The 16,591-nt window shown below is 66.4% G+C and carries 16 protein-coding genes; 5 read left to right on the top strand and 11 right to left on the bottom strand.

What is annotated here, in order from left to right:
* Positions 1-91: 91 nt before the first annotated feature.
* A complete protein-coding gene (locus tag ACSLGO_RS10945) occupies positions 92-826 on the bottom strand; it encodes a helix-turn-helix domain-containing protein (protein WP_436401105.1) in 735 nt (244 codons plus the stop codon).
* Positions 827-1,041: 215 nt separating this feature from the next.
* Here ACSLGO_RS10945 and cynS point away from each other — a divergent pair, with 215 nt between their 5' ends.
* From cynS to ACSLGO_RS10930, 3 genes are all read left to right on the top strand, one after another.
* Complete coding sequence (cynS, locus tag ACSLGO_RS10940) at positions 1,042-1,494, top strand: cyanase (RefSeq protein WP_263127802.1); 453 nt, start codon at positions 1,042-1,044, stop codon at positions 1,492-1,494.
* Positions 1,495-1,504: 10 nt separating this feature from the next.
* Positions 1,505-2,332, top strand: coding sequence for a formate/nitrite transporter family protein (locus ACSLGO_RS10935; RefSeq protein ID WP_091601174.1), 828 nt, complete (start codon positions 1,505-1,507; stop codon positions 2,330-2,332).
* A 227-nt stretch (positions 2,333-2,559) separates the two neighbouring features.
* A complete protein-coding gene (locus ACSLGO_RS10930; RefSeq protein WP_325786318.1) occupies positions 2,560-3,693 on the top strand; it encodes a baeRF2 domain-containing protein in 1,134 nt (377 codons plus the stop codon).
* Positions 3,694-3,716: 23 nt separating this feature from the next.
* On the opposite strand, the gene ACSLGO_RS10925 is transcribed toward ACSLGO_RS10930, so the two are convergent.
* The 6 genes from ACSLGO_RS10925 to ACSLGO_RS10900 form a co-directional block, all read right to left on the bottom strand.
* Positions 3,717-4,475: an SDR family NAD(P)-dependent oxidoreductase gene (locus ACSLGO_RS10925; protein WP_387003667.1), complete on the bottom strand. Its 759-nt coding sequence runs from the start codon at positions 4,473-4,475 to the stop codon at positions 3,717-3,719.
* Positions 4,472-6,247, bottom strand: coding sequence for an FAD-dependent oxidoreductase (locus tag ACSLGO_RS10920; RefSeq protein WP_436401104.1), 1,776 nt, complete (start codon positions 6,245-6,247; stop codon positions 4,472-4,474). Before ACSLGO_RS10920 ends, ACSLGO_RS10925 begins: the two co-directional genes overlap by 4 nt.
* 72 nt (positions 6,248-6,319) lie before the next feature.
* Positions 6,320-7,717 carry an MFS transporter gene (locus ACSLGO_RS10915; protein WP_419242346.1) on the bottom strand — a complete coding sequence of 466 codons (1,398 nt, stop codon included), beginning with the start codon at positions 7,715-7,717 and terminating at the stop codon, positions 6,320-6,322.
* Positions 7,714-8,043 (bottom strand): Dabb family protein, encoded by a 330-nt coding sequence (locus ACSLGO_RS10910; protein WP_325786314.1) that lies wholly within the window; start codon positions 8,041-8,043, stop codon positions 7,714-7,716. The genes ACSLGO_RS10915 and ACSLGO_RS10910 overlap by 4 nt, the downstream gene beginning before the upstream one ends.
* Positions 8,040-9,695 carry an FAD-dependent oxidoreductase gene (locus ACSLGO_RS10905; RefSeq protein WP_436401103.1) on the bottom strand — a complete coding sequence of 552 codons (1,656 nt, stop codon included), beginning with the start codon at positions 9,693-9,695 and terminating at the stop codon, positions 8,040-8,042. The genes ACSLGO_RS10910 and ACSLGO_RS10905 overlap by 4 nt, the downstream gene beginning before the upstream one ends.
* A 116-nt stretch (positions 9,696-9,811) precedes the next feature.
* A complete protein-coding gene (locus tag ACSLGO_RS10900; protein WP_436401102.1) occupies positions 9,812-10,609 on the bottom strand; it encodes an IclR family transcriptional regulator in 798 nt (265 codons plus the stop codon).
* A gap of 90 nt (positions 10,610-10,699) precedes the next feature.
* On the opposite strand from ACSLGO_RS10900, the gene ACSLGO_RS10895 reads away from it, so the two are divergent.
* On the top strand, positions 10,700-11,521 hold the full coding sequence (locus tag ACSLGO_RS10895) for an SDR family oxidoreductase (RefSeq protein ID WP_436401101.1): 822 nt from the start codon (positions 10,700-10,702) through the stop codon (positions 11,519-11,521).
* Between the two features lie 4 nt (positions 11,522-11,525).
* Here the strand turns inward: ACSLGO_RS10895 and ACSLGO_RS10890 are convergent, their stop codons facing one another.
* Positions 11,526-12,236, bottom strand: coding sequence for an alpha/beta fold hydrolase (locus ACSLGO_RS10890; RefSeq protein WP_436401100.1), 711 nt, complete (start codon positions 12,234-12,236; stop codon positions 11,526-11,528).
* 70 nt (positions 12,237-12,306) lie between these two features.
* On the opposite strand from ACSLGO_RS10890, the gene ACSLGO_RS10885 reads away from it, so the two are divergent.
* Positions 12,307-12,999 (top strand): helix-turn-helix transcriptional regulator, encoded by a 693-nt coding sequence (locus ACSLGO_RS10885; RefSeq protein WP_436401099.1) that lies wholly within the window; start codon positions 12,307-12,309, stop codon positions 12,997-12,999.
* Between the two features lie 19 nt (positions 13,000-13,018).
* Here ACSLGO_RS10885 and ACSLGO_RS10880 read toward each other — a convergent pair whose 3' ends face one another.
* The 3 genes from ACSLGO_RS10880 to ACSLGO_RS10870 are packed head-to-tail and all read right to left on the bottom strand — an operon-like array spanning position 13,019 to position 16,514.
* Complete coding sequence (locus tag ACSLGO_RS10880) at positions 13,019-14,620, bottom strand: alpha-amylase family glycosyl hydrolase (RefSeq protein ID WP_436401098.1); 1,602 nt, start codon at positions 14,618-14,620, stop codon at positions 13,019-13,021.
* Positions 14,617-15,507: a carbohydrate ABC transporter permease gene (locus tag ACSLGO_RS10875; RefSeq protein WP_436401097.1), complete on the bottom strand. Its 891-nt coding sequence runs from the start codon at positions 15,505-15,507 to the stop codon at positions 14,617-14,619. The genes ACSLGO_RS10880 and ACSLGO_RS10875 overlap by 4 nt, the downstream gene beginning before the upstream one ends.
* Positions 15,504-16,514 (bottom strand): carbohydrate ABC transporter permease, encoded by a 1,011-nt coding sequence (locus tag ACSLGO_RS10870; RefSeq protein ID WP_436401096.1) that lies wholly within the window; start codon positions 16,512-16,514, stop codon positions 15,504-15,506. The genes ACSLGO_RS10875 and ACSLGO_RS10870 overlap by 4 nt, the downstream gene beginning before the upstream one ends.
* Positions 16,515-16,591: the final 77 nt, after the last annotated feature.

Below are 16,591 nucleotides of genomic sequence, written 5' to 3'. Positions count from 1 at the left end.
GCCGAGAGCTTATGTGAGAATGAGTCTCAATAGCAATAAGGGGTCGGTGCAGGTTCGCAATGTTGCGACACCCACCGGGGCGCTCCCCGGCCTAGACCGGAGCCAACGACGCCGGCACCTGGCTGGGCGCGCAGCCGAACCGCTGGCGGAACGCCCGGGCAAACGTTCCGGGGTCCAGGAAACCGGAGGCAAGGCACGCTGCCTGCACGGCGTGGCCCCGCCCGAGCAGTGCCCGGGCATGCTCCAGCCGCACCCGGCGGATTTCGGCCGCCGGAGAGGTTCCGGCCTCGGCGAAGAGCGCCTGCACCGAGCGGACCGAGAGATGCGCTGAGGCGGCGAGCTCCGCCGTCGTGAACTGCGGGTCAGTGAACCTGCTGCTGATGGTGCGGCACAGCGACTCGCGCAGTTCGGCGCGGGCCTGTGCCGGGGACGTGCGCGGTCCCGGCCCGCGGCGCCGCAGTTCCCGGACAATCTGTACCTCCGCGCGCGGCTCGGGGCTGAAGCTCAGCAGGGTGGCGTGCCCGTCTGAAATGCTGCGCGTGGACCAGCGGACCGGGCGGGCATCCCCGGCCCGGGTGACGAAGCATTCGGTGGCGGGTGCGGAGCCGGCGGAAGCGACAATCGGACATTCGTGCTCCGGATACGGCGTTCCGTCCGGGCGGCTGCGGTGCAGCAGTTCGTGGCTGGGCCCGCCAACGACGTCGTTCTCTTTGCGGTAGCCCAGGAACCGGATCGCTTCGAGGTTGGCCAGGGCCACCAGCCCCTGTGAATCGATAAGCCACAGCGGAACGGGTGCCTCGCGCACCATCTCGGCCAGCAGATCCATGCCCTCACCTCTCCTGGACGCAGCGTTTCAGTTCGGTTTCACCGTACGGAGCCCAGCGGCAGCAAAGGTTGCGGCGGTGTTTCGCCTGCGTAAAACCCATGGTTCGCTGCGCGAATTGCGCCGCGGGCTGCGCAAAAAGCCTGACGAGGCGGTTCCGGACGCTTCTACGTTGGCCTCAGGGCAAGTGCCTGCAGACCATTCACGAGGAGGCAGAAATGACGAACTGGAACACCACCCGGGACCAGGCAACACTCAAGGTGCGCACCGCCGTCGCCCGGTCGGACTCTTCCTGGGCGGAGCTCGCCGAGAAGCTGGACCGGCCGCTGCTGTGGACCATCGCCGCACTGCTGGGTTCGCACCCGGTCCCCGCCGAGTTGGCGGAAAAGGCCGGTGAACTGCTGGACCTCGATAAGGAGACCGTGCTCGCGCTGCAGGAGCAGCCGTACCGGATTGCCGGCGATTCGCTGAAGGATGACCCCACGATCTACCGCTTCTACGAACTGCTGGCGGTCTACGGCCCGGCATTGAAGGAAGCCATCCACGAGGAGTTCGGCGACGGCATCATGAGTGCCATCAACTGCAACGTGGAGCTGACCCGCCGCGAGGATCCGGACGGTGACCGCGTGCGCGTGATCATCGACGGCAAATTCCTGAAGTACCAGTGGTAAGGGGCCGGCCGTGAGCTATGTGATTCCCAAGGACTTCGCGGTCCGGATGATCGACGCCGGACACTCCAAGGTGATGCTCTCCACCCGGGACACGCTGATCCGCAGCTACATGGCCGGCGCCATCCTGGCCCTGGCCGCGGCATTCGCCGTCACGGTCAGCACGCAGACCGGCTCGCCGCTGCTCGGCGCGGTGCTGTTCCCCATCGGCTTCTGCATGCTGTACCTGATGGGCTTTGACCTGCTGACCGGCGTCTTCACCCTGGTGCCGCTGGCCTGGCTGGACAGGCGGCCCGGCGTGACCTGGAAATCCATGCTGCGGAACTGGGGGCTGGTGTTCCTCGGCAACTTCGCCGGTGCGCTGACCACGGCCCTGCTGATGGCGATTGTCTGGACCTACGGTTTCTCCTCTGCGGTGAGCGAGGTGGGCCAGGCGATCGGGCACATCGGTGAGGGACGGACGGTGGGCTATGCGGACCACGGTGCAGCCGGCATGCTCACCCTGTTCGTGCGCGGCGTGCTGTGCAACTGGATGGTGTCAACCGGCGTCGTGGGCGCCATGATGTCCGACAGCGTATCCGGCAAGGTGATCGCCATGTGGATGCCGATCATGCTCTTCTTCTACATGGGCTTTGAGCACTCGGTGGTGAACATGTTCCTGTTCCCGGTGGGCCTGATGCTCGGCGGCGAATTCACGCTGATGGACTACCTGATCTGGAACGAGATCCCCACGGTGCTCGGCAACCTGGTGGGCGGCCTGACATTCGTGGGCCTGATGATCTACGGGACGCACGCCCGCACCGCTCCGGGACGCCAGTTCGCGGCGAAGGTGAAGGTTTAGGTTCAGCGGAACTACGACGGCGCGGGCCGGCATCCGGGGTTAGCCCGGGTGCCGGCCCGCTCTGGTTTCGGGGCCGTGAGGTGCCGGCAGTCATGGACCCCCGAAAAGAGTCCGCCGGAAGCCGGGCCGCAGCTGCGCCGCACCTATAAATGCCGCCGATGCCGGTGCTAGCGTGAAGCAGGGATTGATTCGCTGTGGGGCCCCAGGCCCTGCGGAAGGAGATCGTCATGACCCGTAAACTCCACGAATTTGCTGACCTGTACCGGCGCAGCGGCCCCTGGTGCGTCGCCTACATCGACGCTTCCGCAGGGAACGTGGACAGCCTGGAAGCCGCAGAGGTCCGCCCTGTGGATGTCCGGAGGTCGCTGGCCCAGCAGGGCGCACCACCGGAGGACCAGGAAGCCGCGGAAACCGCGGTGCTGCCCGCCGAGGGAATTCCTTCCCCCGTCTCCCGTTACCTCCTGGTCCAGCAGGGCACGGTGGCCTTGAACGAACTCCTGCCCGGAGAGCTGGTGGTGCCGGAGCGCGTCTCGGTGGATCCCGTTCCCGATCTGCTGCCGCTGCTCAAGCACCGCCCCGAGGAGCTGCCCTACATTGTTGCGGAAGTCTCTCGGGAGGACGCTGAGATCCGCCTGCTCTTTGTCGGCCGCGAAGAGTCCTCCGTCGAGGATGTGGAGGGCGAGAAGGAAGACATCACCAAGCTCCCCGCCGGCGGCTGGTCACAGGACAAGTTCCAGCGGCAGACCGAGCAGGTCTGGCGGCGCAACGCGGACCAGGTCGCGGAGCAGATCGACCGGATTGTAGACAGCAGCGGAGCCAGGCTGATCGTGCTGGCCGGCGACGTCCGCGCGCGGGGACTGGTGCGGGACCAGCTCGCCGAAGCCCACAAGCCGCTGGTCAGCATGATCGATTCCCACATGCCGGAGTCCGGGGCCGGACGCAGGGCGTTCGAGGACAAGGTCCAGGAACGGATTGCCCTGCTGTGGGCCGCGGAACAGGAACAGATTATGGATCGCCTGGCCCAGCAGCAGGGGCAGGCCAACCCGGAGTCCGCGACCGGTTTAGGCGGGGTGCTTACGGCCCTGCAGCAGGCCCAGGTGGACCTCCTGATCCTCAATGACAAAGCACTGGCGGACCACCAGCTGCTGGCCCTGGGAGCCGAACCCTGGGTGGCCAGCGCTCCGGAGCAGTCCCTCGGTGCTGAGGTCCTGGGGCAGGTTCCCGCTCCGGCAGCGCTGATCCGGGCAGCTGCCCTGACCGATGCCAGTCTGCTGCTGGTGCCCGACGGCGTCCTCCCGCACGGCATCGATGTTGCTGCCCTGCTCCGCTGGCCCACCGGCCCTGCGGCGCCGGGGAGCTGAACGGCCGTCTCAGCCGGCGGCGCCTACTGCGCGGTGTAGCCGCCGTCCACGGACCAGACGGCTCCGGTGACGAGGCTGGCCGCATCCGACGCGAGGAAGCAAATTACCGCGGCCACCTCTTCCGGTGTTCCGAGCCGCCCCATGGGCTGCCGCGCCAGCATCTGGGAACGTACGGATTCCGCCAGCCCGTCCAGGAGCGGGGTCTGCACGTACCCCGGCGCCACGGCATTGATACGGATTCCGGTGGCCGCATACCCCAGGGCCGCGGACCGGACCAGGTTGGCCAGCCCGGCCTTCGACGCCGAATAGGGAGCCGAGCCGGCCTGGCCCACCAGGCCAAGGATGGACGAGACGGCAACAACCGCGCCCGGCTTCTGCGGGTCCATGAGCCGCAGCGCCTGCTTCATGCACAGGGCAGCACCTGTGAGGTTGATATTGAGCACCCTCTGCCAATGCTCCATATCCAGGTCCTGCAGCGGCGCTTTGGTCTCTGGTACGCCGGCGTTGGCAACCAGGATGTCCAGGGTGCCGCTTTCCGCAGCGCTGCGCATTAGTGCCGTCACTGACTCTTCGCTGGTCACGTCGGTGCGGACAAACGCGGCACACCCGCCGTCGTCAGCAATGCTCTCCGCCACATCCTCCGCCCGGGGGTCGATGTCGCCGATGACCACGCGGGCACCCCGCCGGGCCAGCATCCGGGCGGTCGCTTCACCGATGCCGCCCGCACCGCCGGTCACGACGGCGGTCCGTCCTGTCAGACCTCCGGCACCCGCCTCGGTCATGACGGCAACCGGTCCGACCCCGCTGCCTGACCGGCGCCCTCGCGGTCCTCAGCGAGCGCTGCTATGTCCCGTCCCATCCGGTAGCCGAAGACCAGGGCAGGGCCAATGTGGGAGCCGTAGCCCGGGTACCCGCCGCCAAAGACCGAGACCGCCGAGGCGCCTACGGCAAAGAGACCTGGAACGCGCGTTCCGTCCGGGCGGATCACGGCTGAGCGGGAGTCGACGTCGATACCGGCGAAGGTTCCCAGGTCACCCATGTGGACCTTCACGGCGTAATACGGTCCCTTGTCCAGGGGTGCCAGGTTGGGGTTGGGTTTGTGCTCGGGGTCGCCCCGGAAATGGTTGTAGGCGGTGGACCCACGGCCAAACCGGGTGTCCTCTCCCTTCCTCGCATCCTGGTTGAACTGCGCGATCGTCTCCCGAAGGCCGTCCGGGTCTACGCCGATCTTCTCCGCAAGGGCTTCCACGGTGCGCCCCCTGTGCAGGAAACCCGTCCGGTAATAGGAGAGCCGGGGTATGGGCCACGGTTTGGCGAAGCCTATTCCGTACTTGTGCATGAGTTTTGCGTCGCCCACCACCCACGCGTAGGTGTCCTCCTCCGCCTCGTGATGCCTGATCATCGCGCCGCCGAAATCGTGGTAGCTCAGCGCTTCGTTGCCGAACCGCCGGCCGTGCCTGTCCACGGTGATCATTCCCGGCAGTCCGATCTGCCGCAGGTGCGGAAACAGCCGCTGCGCACCGGTTCGGAGGTATGTGAATACCGTGACCGGAGCCCATGAGCCTACGGATGAAACGGCGGCGTTGATGCTTCCGCCGGCGGCGAGCGCCATGCGCGCACTTGATCCGTCGTGGCCCTGGGTGGGAGTGAAATGTTCATCTCCGGTCCGGTCGTGGGGAAAATACCGCGTCCTGAATTCCCGGTCTCCGGAGAAGCCGCCCCCGGCAAGAATCACGCCCAGCCGCGCCGAAACGGGGCCGGCGTGCTTGCCGCCCAGTTCTGCGCCGGTGACCCGTCCGGAGCCGTCCATGGTGAGGCTCCTGACGGGTGCATTCGTCCAAATCTGCACGCCGGCATCCAGGGCGGAGCGCACCATGCGGGTCATGAGTGCCGAACCGTTGGTCCGTTTGAGGGGCTGGCGGAACAGGACAATGTCCGTCCACGTCTTCAGCAGCTTCGCCGCCACGTACGTGAAGGACTTCACCGATTGGTTGGCATGGAGGAACTGGCTGAGGTCCGGACCCACCTGCGGCATATATCCGAAGACGGTGTAGGAACTCAGGTACGGCTGGAGTTCCCGCCGCCGGCTACCCAGCATCCTTGCATCGGCGTCCGCAGGAAGAATGGCTCGGCCGCCCAGCTTCGCACCGGGCAGATCCATCTGGTAGTCCGGCGCTTTCTCGGGATAGCTGAAGACCACTTCCGTGGACTGCTCAAAGAAGCTGATCGCTTCTGCCACGGTGTCCAGGAAGCCTGCCACTCCGGCTTTGTTGTAGGTATTCGGGGCCAGTGCCCGCAGGTAGCGCTCAATGTCCTCGCGGCTGTCTCCGCTGGCGGCGGCACCCCTCGGGTTGCCGGGCACCCATGCCCAGCCGGCCGAAAGCGCCGTCGTGCCGCCAAAGTGCGGGGACTTCTCTGCCACGATCACGCGCAGCCCCTGGTGCGCCGCCTTGATTGCTGCGGCCATTCCCGCCGCGCCGGAACCCACTACGAGGACGTCGCATTCAGAGGTTCCGGCGGCGGGGCCTGCCGAAGCAGCGTGTGTGGTGCTCATGTAAATCTCCTTGCTGAGGGCACACCGGGCGGGGCGCCCTTGGATGATGCGTGAACTCGGTTCGTGGTTGTTTCAGGGCCGGTCTACGGCCCTGAGGTAGGGCTCCCCCAGCTCGCTGATGGGGGTATGCGCGGTTTCCCGCGAGCTGATGACTGCTCCGGCCGCGGCCAGGGCACAGATGCACCCGAAGACGGCAACGGGTATCCAACCAAAGGTCCCTTCAGCCAGCAGCAGGCCGCCGATCATGGGGCCGAAGCCGGCGATGACCAGGCCAAGCTGGTTGCCCATCGCCATTCCGGAGTAGCGGACCGGGGCGGCGAAGAGTTCACCGAAGAATGACGTCCAGACCCCGTTGAAGCCCGAATACAGGACGGTCATGAACAGGACGGAAACCGCGAAGACGAACCAGATGCTGCCGGTTCCCAGGGCCAGGAAGTACAGGAAGATGCATCCGGAGCAGCCCAGCATGGCGGTGAGCATCAGCGGGCGCCTGCCCACCCTGTCCGAGAGCATGCCGGCCAGCGGCATCGCGGCCATGGACAAGCCGATGGCAACGGCGTTGATGGTGAGGATCGACGTGCGTTCGAAGCCTCCCTGCCCGGTGGCATAGGAGAGTCCGAAAACCGTGAAGATGGTCTGCATGACGGAGAAGACGGACATCAGCAGGACCCGGAGCACGTCGGCACCCTGGTATTTCAGGACCTCGCGTGCCGGAAGTTTCTTCACCTCGCCGTTGCCGGCCACTTCTTCCTTGAAGACGGGGGTTTCATCCAGTTTGGTCCGGACCCAGAAGGCAAGCGCGAGCACGAGCACCGAGAGCAGGAACGGTATCCGCCAGCCCCAGGTCATCAGGTCCTCTTCCGGCAGGGCGGCAATGGGGATGAAGACCAGGGTGGAGAGCACCATTCCGGAGGCATAACCGGTCATGACGAAGGACGTGAAGAAACCGCGCCGCCCTTCCGGTGAGTGCTCGATGGTGAGCGAGGAAGCCCCGGCGGACTCGGCTCCGGCCGAGAATCCCTGCGCCAGCCGTCCCAGGACCAGCAGCACGGTGGCCCAGATGCCTATCTGTTCGTAGGTAGGCAGCAGCCCAATGGCCAGGGAAGCCCCGCCCATGAGCAGCAGCGTGAAAAGGAGGACGTTCTTGCGCCCGATCCGGTCTCCGAAGTGGCCCATGACCATGCCCCCGAGGGGGCGCGCGATGTAGGCGACGCCGAAGGTTGCGAAGGCCGCGATCGTGGCCACTGCGGGACTGGTATCGGTGGGGAAAAACAGCTGCGGGAACACGAGCGCTGCCGCCGTGCCGTAGATGAAGAAGTCGTAGTACTCGAGCGTGGAGCCCAGGAACGAGGCAAGGGCCGCCTTGCGCGGAGTCCTTGGAGCTTCGGTGCCTGCACCGTCCGCCGTGGGGGTGGAGCTCCCGTGCGGTGAACCGGGAACATGCTGGGTGTTGGGAAGGGGAACGCTCATGTGTTGTCCTTTGCGTCTGTGCCTGGGACTGCGTTGTCCAGTTCAATATCCACATAGGCCAGTTCCCGCACATTGGGCAGCGAGAGCGGCTTGATCGCTTCATGGAGCGGGTGGGTGTTGTACACCGCGAGGTCCTCCGCGGTGTTGAAATCGGCGATGATGACGTGGTCCCAGGAACGCGCTGTGTGCAGGATGTCCGGCCCGTGGACGAGGGACAGCATGCCCGGGATGTTTCCCCGCATAGCTTCAAGTCCCTGGACCCAGCGGTCCCGGACGGCGGGGGTGAACGTGTCCTCCCAGCGGAACAGAACCACGTGCCGGATCACGCGCTGACTGCTTCCTGCGGGGCATATGCCGCCGGCTGTCCCGCGAGTCTGCGGCCCGCCAGGTAGGCCATGGTCATGAGCGGGCCGAGCGTGGCGCCGGCTCCCGGGTACCCGGCGGCATAGGGGCTTTCCGTGGTATTCCCGGCGGCGTAAAGCCCTTCAATCGGCTGCCCGTCGACGTCAAGCACTCGGGCCTCACCGTCCGTGGCGAGTCCTCCGCAGGTACCGAAGGCACCATTGACTACTTCCAGCGCGTAATAGGGTCCGTACTGCAGCGGCCCGAGGGAAGGATTGGGCCAGGCGTTCGCCGAGTCACCCCAATAGCGGTCATATTCGGACGTGCCGCGGCCAAAGTCCGGGTCGGTACCGGTTACGGCATGGTAGTTGAACCGTTCCACGGTGGATTCAAGTGCTTGTCCCGGCACACCAATCTTCGCTGCCAGCCCTCCGAGCGTCGGGGCCTCGATAAGCCACTCGGGAGTTGGCTTGCCTGCACGGTGATCCAGGATTCCGTAGCGTTCAAGGTATGACTGGTCGAAGACCACGTGCACCGGCGTATTGAGCGGCTGGTTCCGAGCCGAGTCCCATGAATGCAGGGTCCGCGCCAAGTCGTTGTAGTTCTGCGCCTCGTTGGCGAACCGCCGGCCGTGGCGGTTCACCATGATGGATCCAGGTCCCTGCCGTTCAAACCGGAGGAGGGACCCAATCCGCTGTCCGTCCCTGCTGCCGCCGGTATAGGACATCGGCGCCCACCAGGCTTCGCGGGTGCCCCTAGTCATGGCACCAATACGCTGGCCCATCCTCAGCCCGTCTCCGGTATTCGACGGCGGGGAACACATCAGGCGTACCGAACAGGCCAGCATTGAATCCGCCAGCGGGCGGTCCCACTCGAATCCTCCGGCACCCAGCATCACCCCGACGTCGGCCGTTATTTCCGTGCCGTCTTCCAGCTGCACGCCGGCGACCCTGCCATTTGCGTCCATCAGCTTCGCCGCCCGTGCTTCGACGGCGAACTGCACTCCGCTGCGCAGGCAGGCAGAGATCAGCATGGCCACGAGGGCGTGGCCCTTCGCCGCCAGCCCGCCTGCTTGGCGGGCGGCCAGTTCATCCCAGGGGAAGGCGGTGAATGCGCCCCAGTCCTCATACTCCTGCATGGTGTAGGGATGGCGGCCGTCCGTGCGGACGTGTTCGGCCAGCGGGCCCAGCGCCTCGCGGTAGTTGAAGAGGGCCGGTTCAACCGTGCGTCCGCCGGCGACTGCACCGGGGAGGTCCTGCCGGTAGTCCGGGAACTTATCCAAGAAAATAAACCGGACCCCCAGCTCGTCCTCCGCGAAACGGAGCATGGTGTCGCCGTGGTCCAGCGCAGCGTCAAGAAGCTCGGCCCGTCCCCGCCCGCGGGCTACGGCTTCCACGTACTGCCTGCCCTCGGCCTTGGAATCGCGGAGCCCGGCGGAGCGTGCGTAGTGGTTGTCGACAATCCAGAGCATCCCGCCTGAGACTGCCGAGGTGCCGCCCAGGAGTGTGCTTTTCTCCAGGACCAGGACTGACCGGCCGCCGGCGGCAGCCGTTGCAGCGGCCGTGAGCGCCGCCGCACCGGACCCCACGACGACGACATCGTAGCGTCCTGCGTTCTCTCCGTTGAGCATGCGCATAAAAGGGGCCTTTCGATGGGTGAAGCAGATGATCTCTCCACCTCAGCGTGACAGCCGTCACATCCCCATCGGGGAGGGTGTTCCGTTGATTCGAACCCCCTGCTCCGTTGAACGGATCAGGCCAGCGCCGGCGCACTGCGGCGCTGCATTCCGGGCGACGCTGGGAGGTAGCCCAGACGCCGGGTGATGGCGCGGGATGCCATTTTCAGCTGCGGCACTATCGCCGGGAGGCTCTCCTGACCTACGGGAACAATCATGCTCAGCGCGGCCACCACCTGGTTCCGCTCGGCAAACACGGGAACGGAAATACCGCTGGACTCTTCGACGATGATCCCGGCCATGGAACAGTAGCCGGACTGGCGAACAGCAGAGAGCAGCGCCCGCAGCTCGGCGGGGTCCGTCATGGTGGAGGCGGTGAGCTTCTCCAGCCGGCGGCGCAGGAACTTATCCTGCTCCTCATCCGGCGCATGCGCCATGAAGACCAGGCCTGCCGAGCAGCCATGGATCGGCAGGCGTCCGGCTACCCGGGTGATGTTCACGGTCGAGTCATTGGCCGCCAGCCGCTCGATGTAGAGAACATCCGTGCCCTCCAGGACTCCCAGGGAAACGTGGTTGCCTGACTGGGACAGCAGGTCCTCCATGACCGGCAGCGCCGCCTCCCGGAGGTTCACCGCCCGCGACCCCCTGCTGGCGAGCTCCCACAGGCGCAGTCCGTGCCGGAGGCGCCCGCCGCCGTCGCGCTCCAGGAGCCCTTCCAGTTCCAGCTCAGCGACGAGGCGGTGGACCGTGGATACGGGCAGATCCACGGCCCGTGCCAGCTCACGGAGCTTCAGCGCGGGTTCTTCATCGGTAAACGCGGCCAGCAGGCGGACCGCCCTGTTGATGACTGATTCGCCGGACTGTGGGTTAGCCATTGCCGCGCCTTTCGCCGTGTGAGCTAAACCATACCGTTCAACGGAACGACCACCCCATGCGCCTGCCGGGGGCTCGTAACGTTGCCGTTCATGATCCAGACTCCCTCTTCCCCCACGGTCCGCGCCCTTCAGACCGCCGGAACACCAGATGCAGCGGGCCGCGCTGCCGGCGTCGTCGCACTGATTTCAGGTGCCGCACAGGGAATGGGTGCATCGCATGCAAGAGTGCTGGCGGCCAACGGCGGATGCGTCATGATTGCCGACCTGCAGGAGGACGCGGGCAGGGAACTTGCCGCTGAGATCAACTCAGCGTGCGGCAGGACGGCTGCCGGCTTTGTCCGGCTGGACGTAACCAGCCTCGAAAGCTGGAAGGCCGCCGTGGCAGCAGCGCTTCAGCACTTCGGCCGGCTGAACGTCCTGGTGAACAATGCGGGCATCTACACGCCGGGAAACGCCGTGGAAGCCAGCGTCGATGACTGGCGCCGGACCATCGACATTGACCTCACCGGAGCGTTCCTGGGCATGAAGGCCGCAGTCCCCGAACTGCGCCGGAACGAAACCTCCTCCATCATCAACGTTTCCTCCATCGCCGGCCTTGTGGGCTTCAAGAACCGTGCCGCCTATGCTGCCGCGAAGTGGGGCATTCAGGGCCTCACCAAGACGTCCGCCCTGGACTTCGGGGCGGACGGTATCCGGGTAAACTCGATCCATCCCGGCTCGGTGGAAACCCCGCTGACGGCTGGACTCCAGCGCGGATACGGCCAGATTCCAGCCGGGCGGGCCGCGCAGGTGGAGGAAATCAGTTCCCTGGTGCTCTACCTGGCGTCGGATGAATCCCGGTATGTGTCCGGGGCTGCCATTGCCATTGACGGCGGCGAGACTTCGGGAAACAACCTGCGCCAGGACTCCTAGGTCCTCAGCCGGCAGCCGCAATAACCTCCGCCAGATCAGTCGGCCGGCTCCACATGGGCCAGTGCCCGGTGGGCAGGTCGAGGACCTCCACATCCGTGAGCTCCGCGGTTTCGGCGAACATCGGATGCCCCGACCGGGCCAGTTCCAGCATCTGCGCCCCCGGAATCGAGCAGCACACCAACGTGGTGGGCACGTTGCGGCGGGCGTCGTTGGTCAGTTCGAGCGGCTCGCGCAGCACGGGACCGGGTTCCGGAACGGCACGGGTCCGGAAGCGGTCGAGGACCTCTTCGCTCAGGCCTTCCAGGCTGGCCTGCTGGCCGAGCGACTCGAAGTCCGGCAGCGGCAGTTCCTCCGCGTCCTCGGGGAAGCCGGGCAGGAAGACGCTTCCCGGGCCCACGGGACCGGAGTCGACCCACACCATCCGGCGGATCAGCTCGGGGTGCTGGTCCAGGACCAGGCTGACGGGGAAGTTGGCGCCGCTGTGCGCCACCAGCGTGACCGGTGCGTCCAGGCGAGTGACGACGTCGGTAATTGCCGCTGCCTGCTCCCCGAGAGTGCGGGTTGTGCGGGCGGGATCCTCGGGATCGAGTCCGGGGAGAGTGAGTGCGGTTGCCTGGGCGTTTCCGGCGGCAAGGTGTTCCAGGACTTCATCCCAGGCCCAGGCACCCAGCCAGTGGCCGGCAATCAGGACGATGGGGCTCTTTGGTGTGTTCATGTCCCTACCTTCCCCCCACGAACGGGCAGGTGTGTGTCACTATTTATGTCATGAATTTTCGAGCTGCCGCATGAAGCGGACCGAGCGGCTTGTGGCTATGTCCGAGATGCTGCGGCGCAGCGGCAGCCGGGGCTGCTCGGCCGAGAAACTGGCCGGTGAATTCGGCGTCTCCGTCCGCACCGTCAAGCGGGACCTAGACGCCTTGGAGAACAGCGGGGCGCCCATCTGGTCCCGCCCGGGACCCGGCGGCGGTTACGGCCTGGCGAGCGGCGGGTCCCTGCCGCCGGTCACCCTCTCACCGTCCCAGGCGGTGGCGCTGATGGCCGCTGTTTCGGCGGCGTCGGACGCTCCCTACGCTGACCTGGCGGCAGCCGGCGTCCGGAAAATCCTGGACGTGCTGGACCCGCGCACCCGTGCCCGGGCCGAGGAACTGGCCAGCCGGGTGTGGGTCAATGCCCCGCCGGCGTCCTCCCGCGCCATTCGGTCTGCTTTGGAACAAGCAATGGCCGATCAGCGGGTGGTCCGCATCCGCTACACCGCCAAGGACGGCGCGGTGACAACGCGCGACGTCGAGCCCATCCTGTTCGCTTCCACCAGCGGCCGGTGGTTCCTGGTGGGATGGTGCAGGCTGCGGAACGGGATCCGGTGGTTCACCGTCTCGAGCATCGAGCGGGCGAGTGTCACCGCGATGGCGTGCACCGGGCACACGGTCGCGGAGGTCGGCGAACCGCCGGTGAACGCCCGCCCGGTGCACTCCTCGTAGCTTCGTCTCAAGCGCAGCCTCAGGACTGCAGGATCCATGCCGCGCTGTCCGGCGGCAGAAGCCCCTCGGGGGTCAGCGGTGCTGATGCCAGCAGGACGTCCCCGGCCGGAAGCCGGCAGGGCTTATCCCCCATGGCTACGGCAACCAGAACCTGGTTTCCCCGCGCGCAGATCAGCAGGCCGTTTTCTTCGACGCGCCATTCGCAGGCATCGCCGGGCGTGAAGATTTCCTTCTCGATCAGCTGTCCGCGCAGCCTCAGCGTCTCCCGGACAAAGTGCAGGGTTGACTGCGGATCCTGCCGGTGCGCCTCTACCGAGTGCGTCCCCCAGGAGGCTGGTACCGGCAGCCAGGGGTCGGCGTCGGAACTGGGCGAAAAACCGTATGAGCCGTCGGGAACGGTGGTCCAGGGAAGCGGCACGCGGGCGCCGTCGCGGGACACTCCGCCGCGGGCCCACATGGGGTCGGCGCGGGCGCCGAGCGGCACCTCGACGTCGGGCAGGTTGAGTTCCTGGCCCTGATAAATGTAGGCGCCGCCGGGCAGACCGAGGATGGTGAGCAGCCCGGCACGCGCGCGGCTAACTCCGCGCTCCCCGCCCCCGAACCGGGTCACGGAGCGGGTGATGTCGTGGTTCTCCAGCGCCCAGGTGGGCGGGGCGCCGTGGACGCGGCGGGCAGCTTCAAGTTCGGTGCCGACGGCGGCCCATGCGGCGGCGTCCCAGTCCAGCTTCACGAACGCGAACGCGAAGGCCTGGTGCATCTCATCCGGCCGGGTGTAGCGGGCGGCCCGGTCCGGTTCCAGGTTCACTTCCCCGACCAGAATCCTCTCGGGCGTGTAGGCGTCCGTCAGGCGGCGCCACCGGCGGTAGACCTCGTGCACTTCCTCCTGGTCGGAAACCTGAGGGTTGGAGCGCAGTCCGTTCACCACGGTGCCGGTGCTCGCCGTGTCCGGCAGCCCCTCGGCTTTGAACAGGGCGTGTGCGACGTCGATCCGCAGGCCGTCCACGCCCTTGTCCAGCCAGAACCGGAGCACGTCTTCGAAGTAATCCCCTACGGCCGGGTTGCGCCAGTTCCAGTCCGGCTGCTCCGGTGAGAAGAGGTGCAGGTACCACTGGCGGTCCGTGTCGGAGCCGGGGTTGGCGCGGCTCCAGGCGGCACCGCCGAAGACGCTTTGCCAGTTGTTCGGCGGAGTGCCGGCGTTGTGCCCGTCCTCGAAGTGGAACATGCCCCGCTCGGGCGAGCCCGGCCCGGCGGCCAGGGCGGCCTGGAACAGCGGATGCTCCGAGGAGCAGTGGTTGGGAACTACGTCCAGGATGATGCGCAGGCCCAGCCCGTGGGCGGCGTCGAGCAGGTCATCGAACTGCTCCATGGTGCCGAAAAGCGGGTCGACGCCGCAGTAGTCGCTGACGTCGTACCCCTGGTCAATCTGCGGGGACGGCTGGAACGGGGTGATCCAGATGCCGTTTACGCCGAGTGCGGCAATGTAGGGCAGGTGTTCCTGCAGGCCGGCGAGGTCGCCGACTCCGTCGCCGTCGCCGTCGGCGAAGGACCGCGGGTACACCTGGTAGATGACGGCGTCCTGCCACCAGCCGGAGCGCGGCCCGAGTGTTGCGGGTGTGGTCATTTGGTTCCTCCAGAGGTGAGGCCCTCGACGATGCGGCGCTGGAAGATCAGGACCATGATCACCAGTGGAACAGTGACAATCACACCCGCTGCCATCTGCTCACCAAAGGGTGCCTGGAACTCCGTGGCGCCGGTGAACTTTGAAATGGCCACGGTAGCGGTCTGCAGTTCCGGGTCATTGATCATGGACAGGGCGATGATGAACTCGTTCCAGCTGTGGATGAAGGTGAGGATCGCCGTCGTAAAGACCCCGGGAGCTGCCAGCGGCAGGAGAATCTTCCGGAACGCCTGCCACTTGGTACAGCCGTCAATCATGGCTGCTTCCTCCAGGTCGAACGGGAGCGCCTTCATAAACGTTGTGAGGTTCCAGACGGCCAGGGGAATGGCAAAGGACAGGTTGGGCACGATCATCGCCTGATAGGTGTTGATCCATCCTATGTCCGTGAACAGGCGCAGCAGCGGCACCACCACGGAGATGCCGGGGAACATGGACGTGGCGATGACCAGGCCCAGGATCACGGACTTGAACCGGAAGTTCAGCCGGGAAATGGCGTACGCAGCGAAGATGCCGAGCACCAGGGCCAAAGTGGTGGTGATGCCGGCGACGATCAGGCTGTTCAGCAGGGCCTTGCCGAACAGCGTGGATCCGTCGAAGACCTTGACGTAGTTCTCCATGGAGAACGGCTGCGGAATCAGGGAGTTGTCGAAGATGTCCGAGGTGCGGCGGAGGCTGGAGACGAGCATCCAGTAAAACGGCGACAGGCAGTACACGAAGATCGCCGCGAGCCCGGCGTAGGTGAGGTAGCTCTGCCAGCCGCGTTTCTTCGGTGCCCGCTGCGGGACTTCGTCCGGGGTGTCCGTGCGGGTGAGGACGGGTATCTGTGTCATGAGCGTGCCTTTGCCTTCCGGGAGGGGCCCGCCTTGCGGAGGCTGCGCATCTCCTTGGTGCCCGCGACGTCCGCGCCGAGCAGCTTCACGAAGACGATTGCCACCAGGGCCACGTAGAGGAACAGGATGATGGCGAATGCCGACGCCGAGCCGTAGCGCAGCTGGTTTGATTCGTCCCAGGCGAGCATGGACAGGGTCTCCACGGATTGTTTTCCGGGGCCTATCAGTACGAACGGCAGGTCGAACATCCGCAGGGCATCGAGCAGCCGGAAGAGGACGGCGACCAGCAGCGTGGGTTTCACCAAGGGGAGCGTGATCGAGCCCAGCTGCCGCCACCAGCCGGCGCCGTCGATGCGGGCCGCCTCGTAGACCTCGCCAGGGATGACCTGCATGCCGGCCAGGACGAGCAGGCCGATGAACGGGGCGGTCTTCCAGACTTCGGCGATGATCACGGCGGCTTTGGCCTGGAATCCTTCGGCGGTCCAGAGGATTTCGGTGCCGATCAGGGTGTTGGCGATGCCGTCCGACTGGAAGATCCAGCGCCAGAGCAGGCCGGAGACGGCGGTGGGCACGGCCCAGGGAATGAGGATGCTGGCGCGCAGGATTGCCCGGCCGCGGAACGCCCGGTTCATGGCGAGCGCCAGGGCCAGGCCCAGGACGGTTTCCAGCGCCACGGTGGTGAAGGTGAAGAAGGTGGTGTTGGCGAAGGCGTTCAGGAACCGCTGGCCTGATTCCCCGGCGAGGAGGTCGGTGTAGTTGGCCAGCCCCACGAAGCTTTCGCCTTCGGCGACGAAGCCGTTCTCATCGAGTCCGGATTCTTCCCGGAACAGTGACTGGTACAGGGCGGATATCAGCGGATAAGCGATGACGAGGGCAAGCACCAGAAGGGTTGGGGACAGCAGCAGCGCCGCCATCCTGCCTTCCCCGGCGGTGCGGTTTCCGGGTTTGCGTTTTACGGGCGGCGGGCCGTCGGGACGGCGCGGAGGCGCAGCAGTGCTGGTACTCATGGCGTTCCTCACTGGGCGGGGTCTGGGTTCTGGCTGCGGAGGCGGCCGCCGGCACCCATGCCGGCGGCCGCCGTCGT

The sequence above is a fragment of the Arthrobacter sp. IK3 genome, from assembly GCF_051337705.1.
GTDB lineage: Bacteria > Actinomycetota > Actinomycetes > Actinomycetales > Micrococcaceae > Arthrobacter_B > Arthrobacter_B koreensis.
Note: the sequence above shows the minus strand (reverse complement) of the source record. Positions and strands in the feature narration are given on the sequence as shown.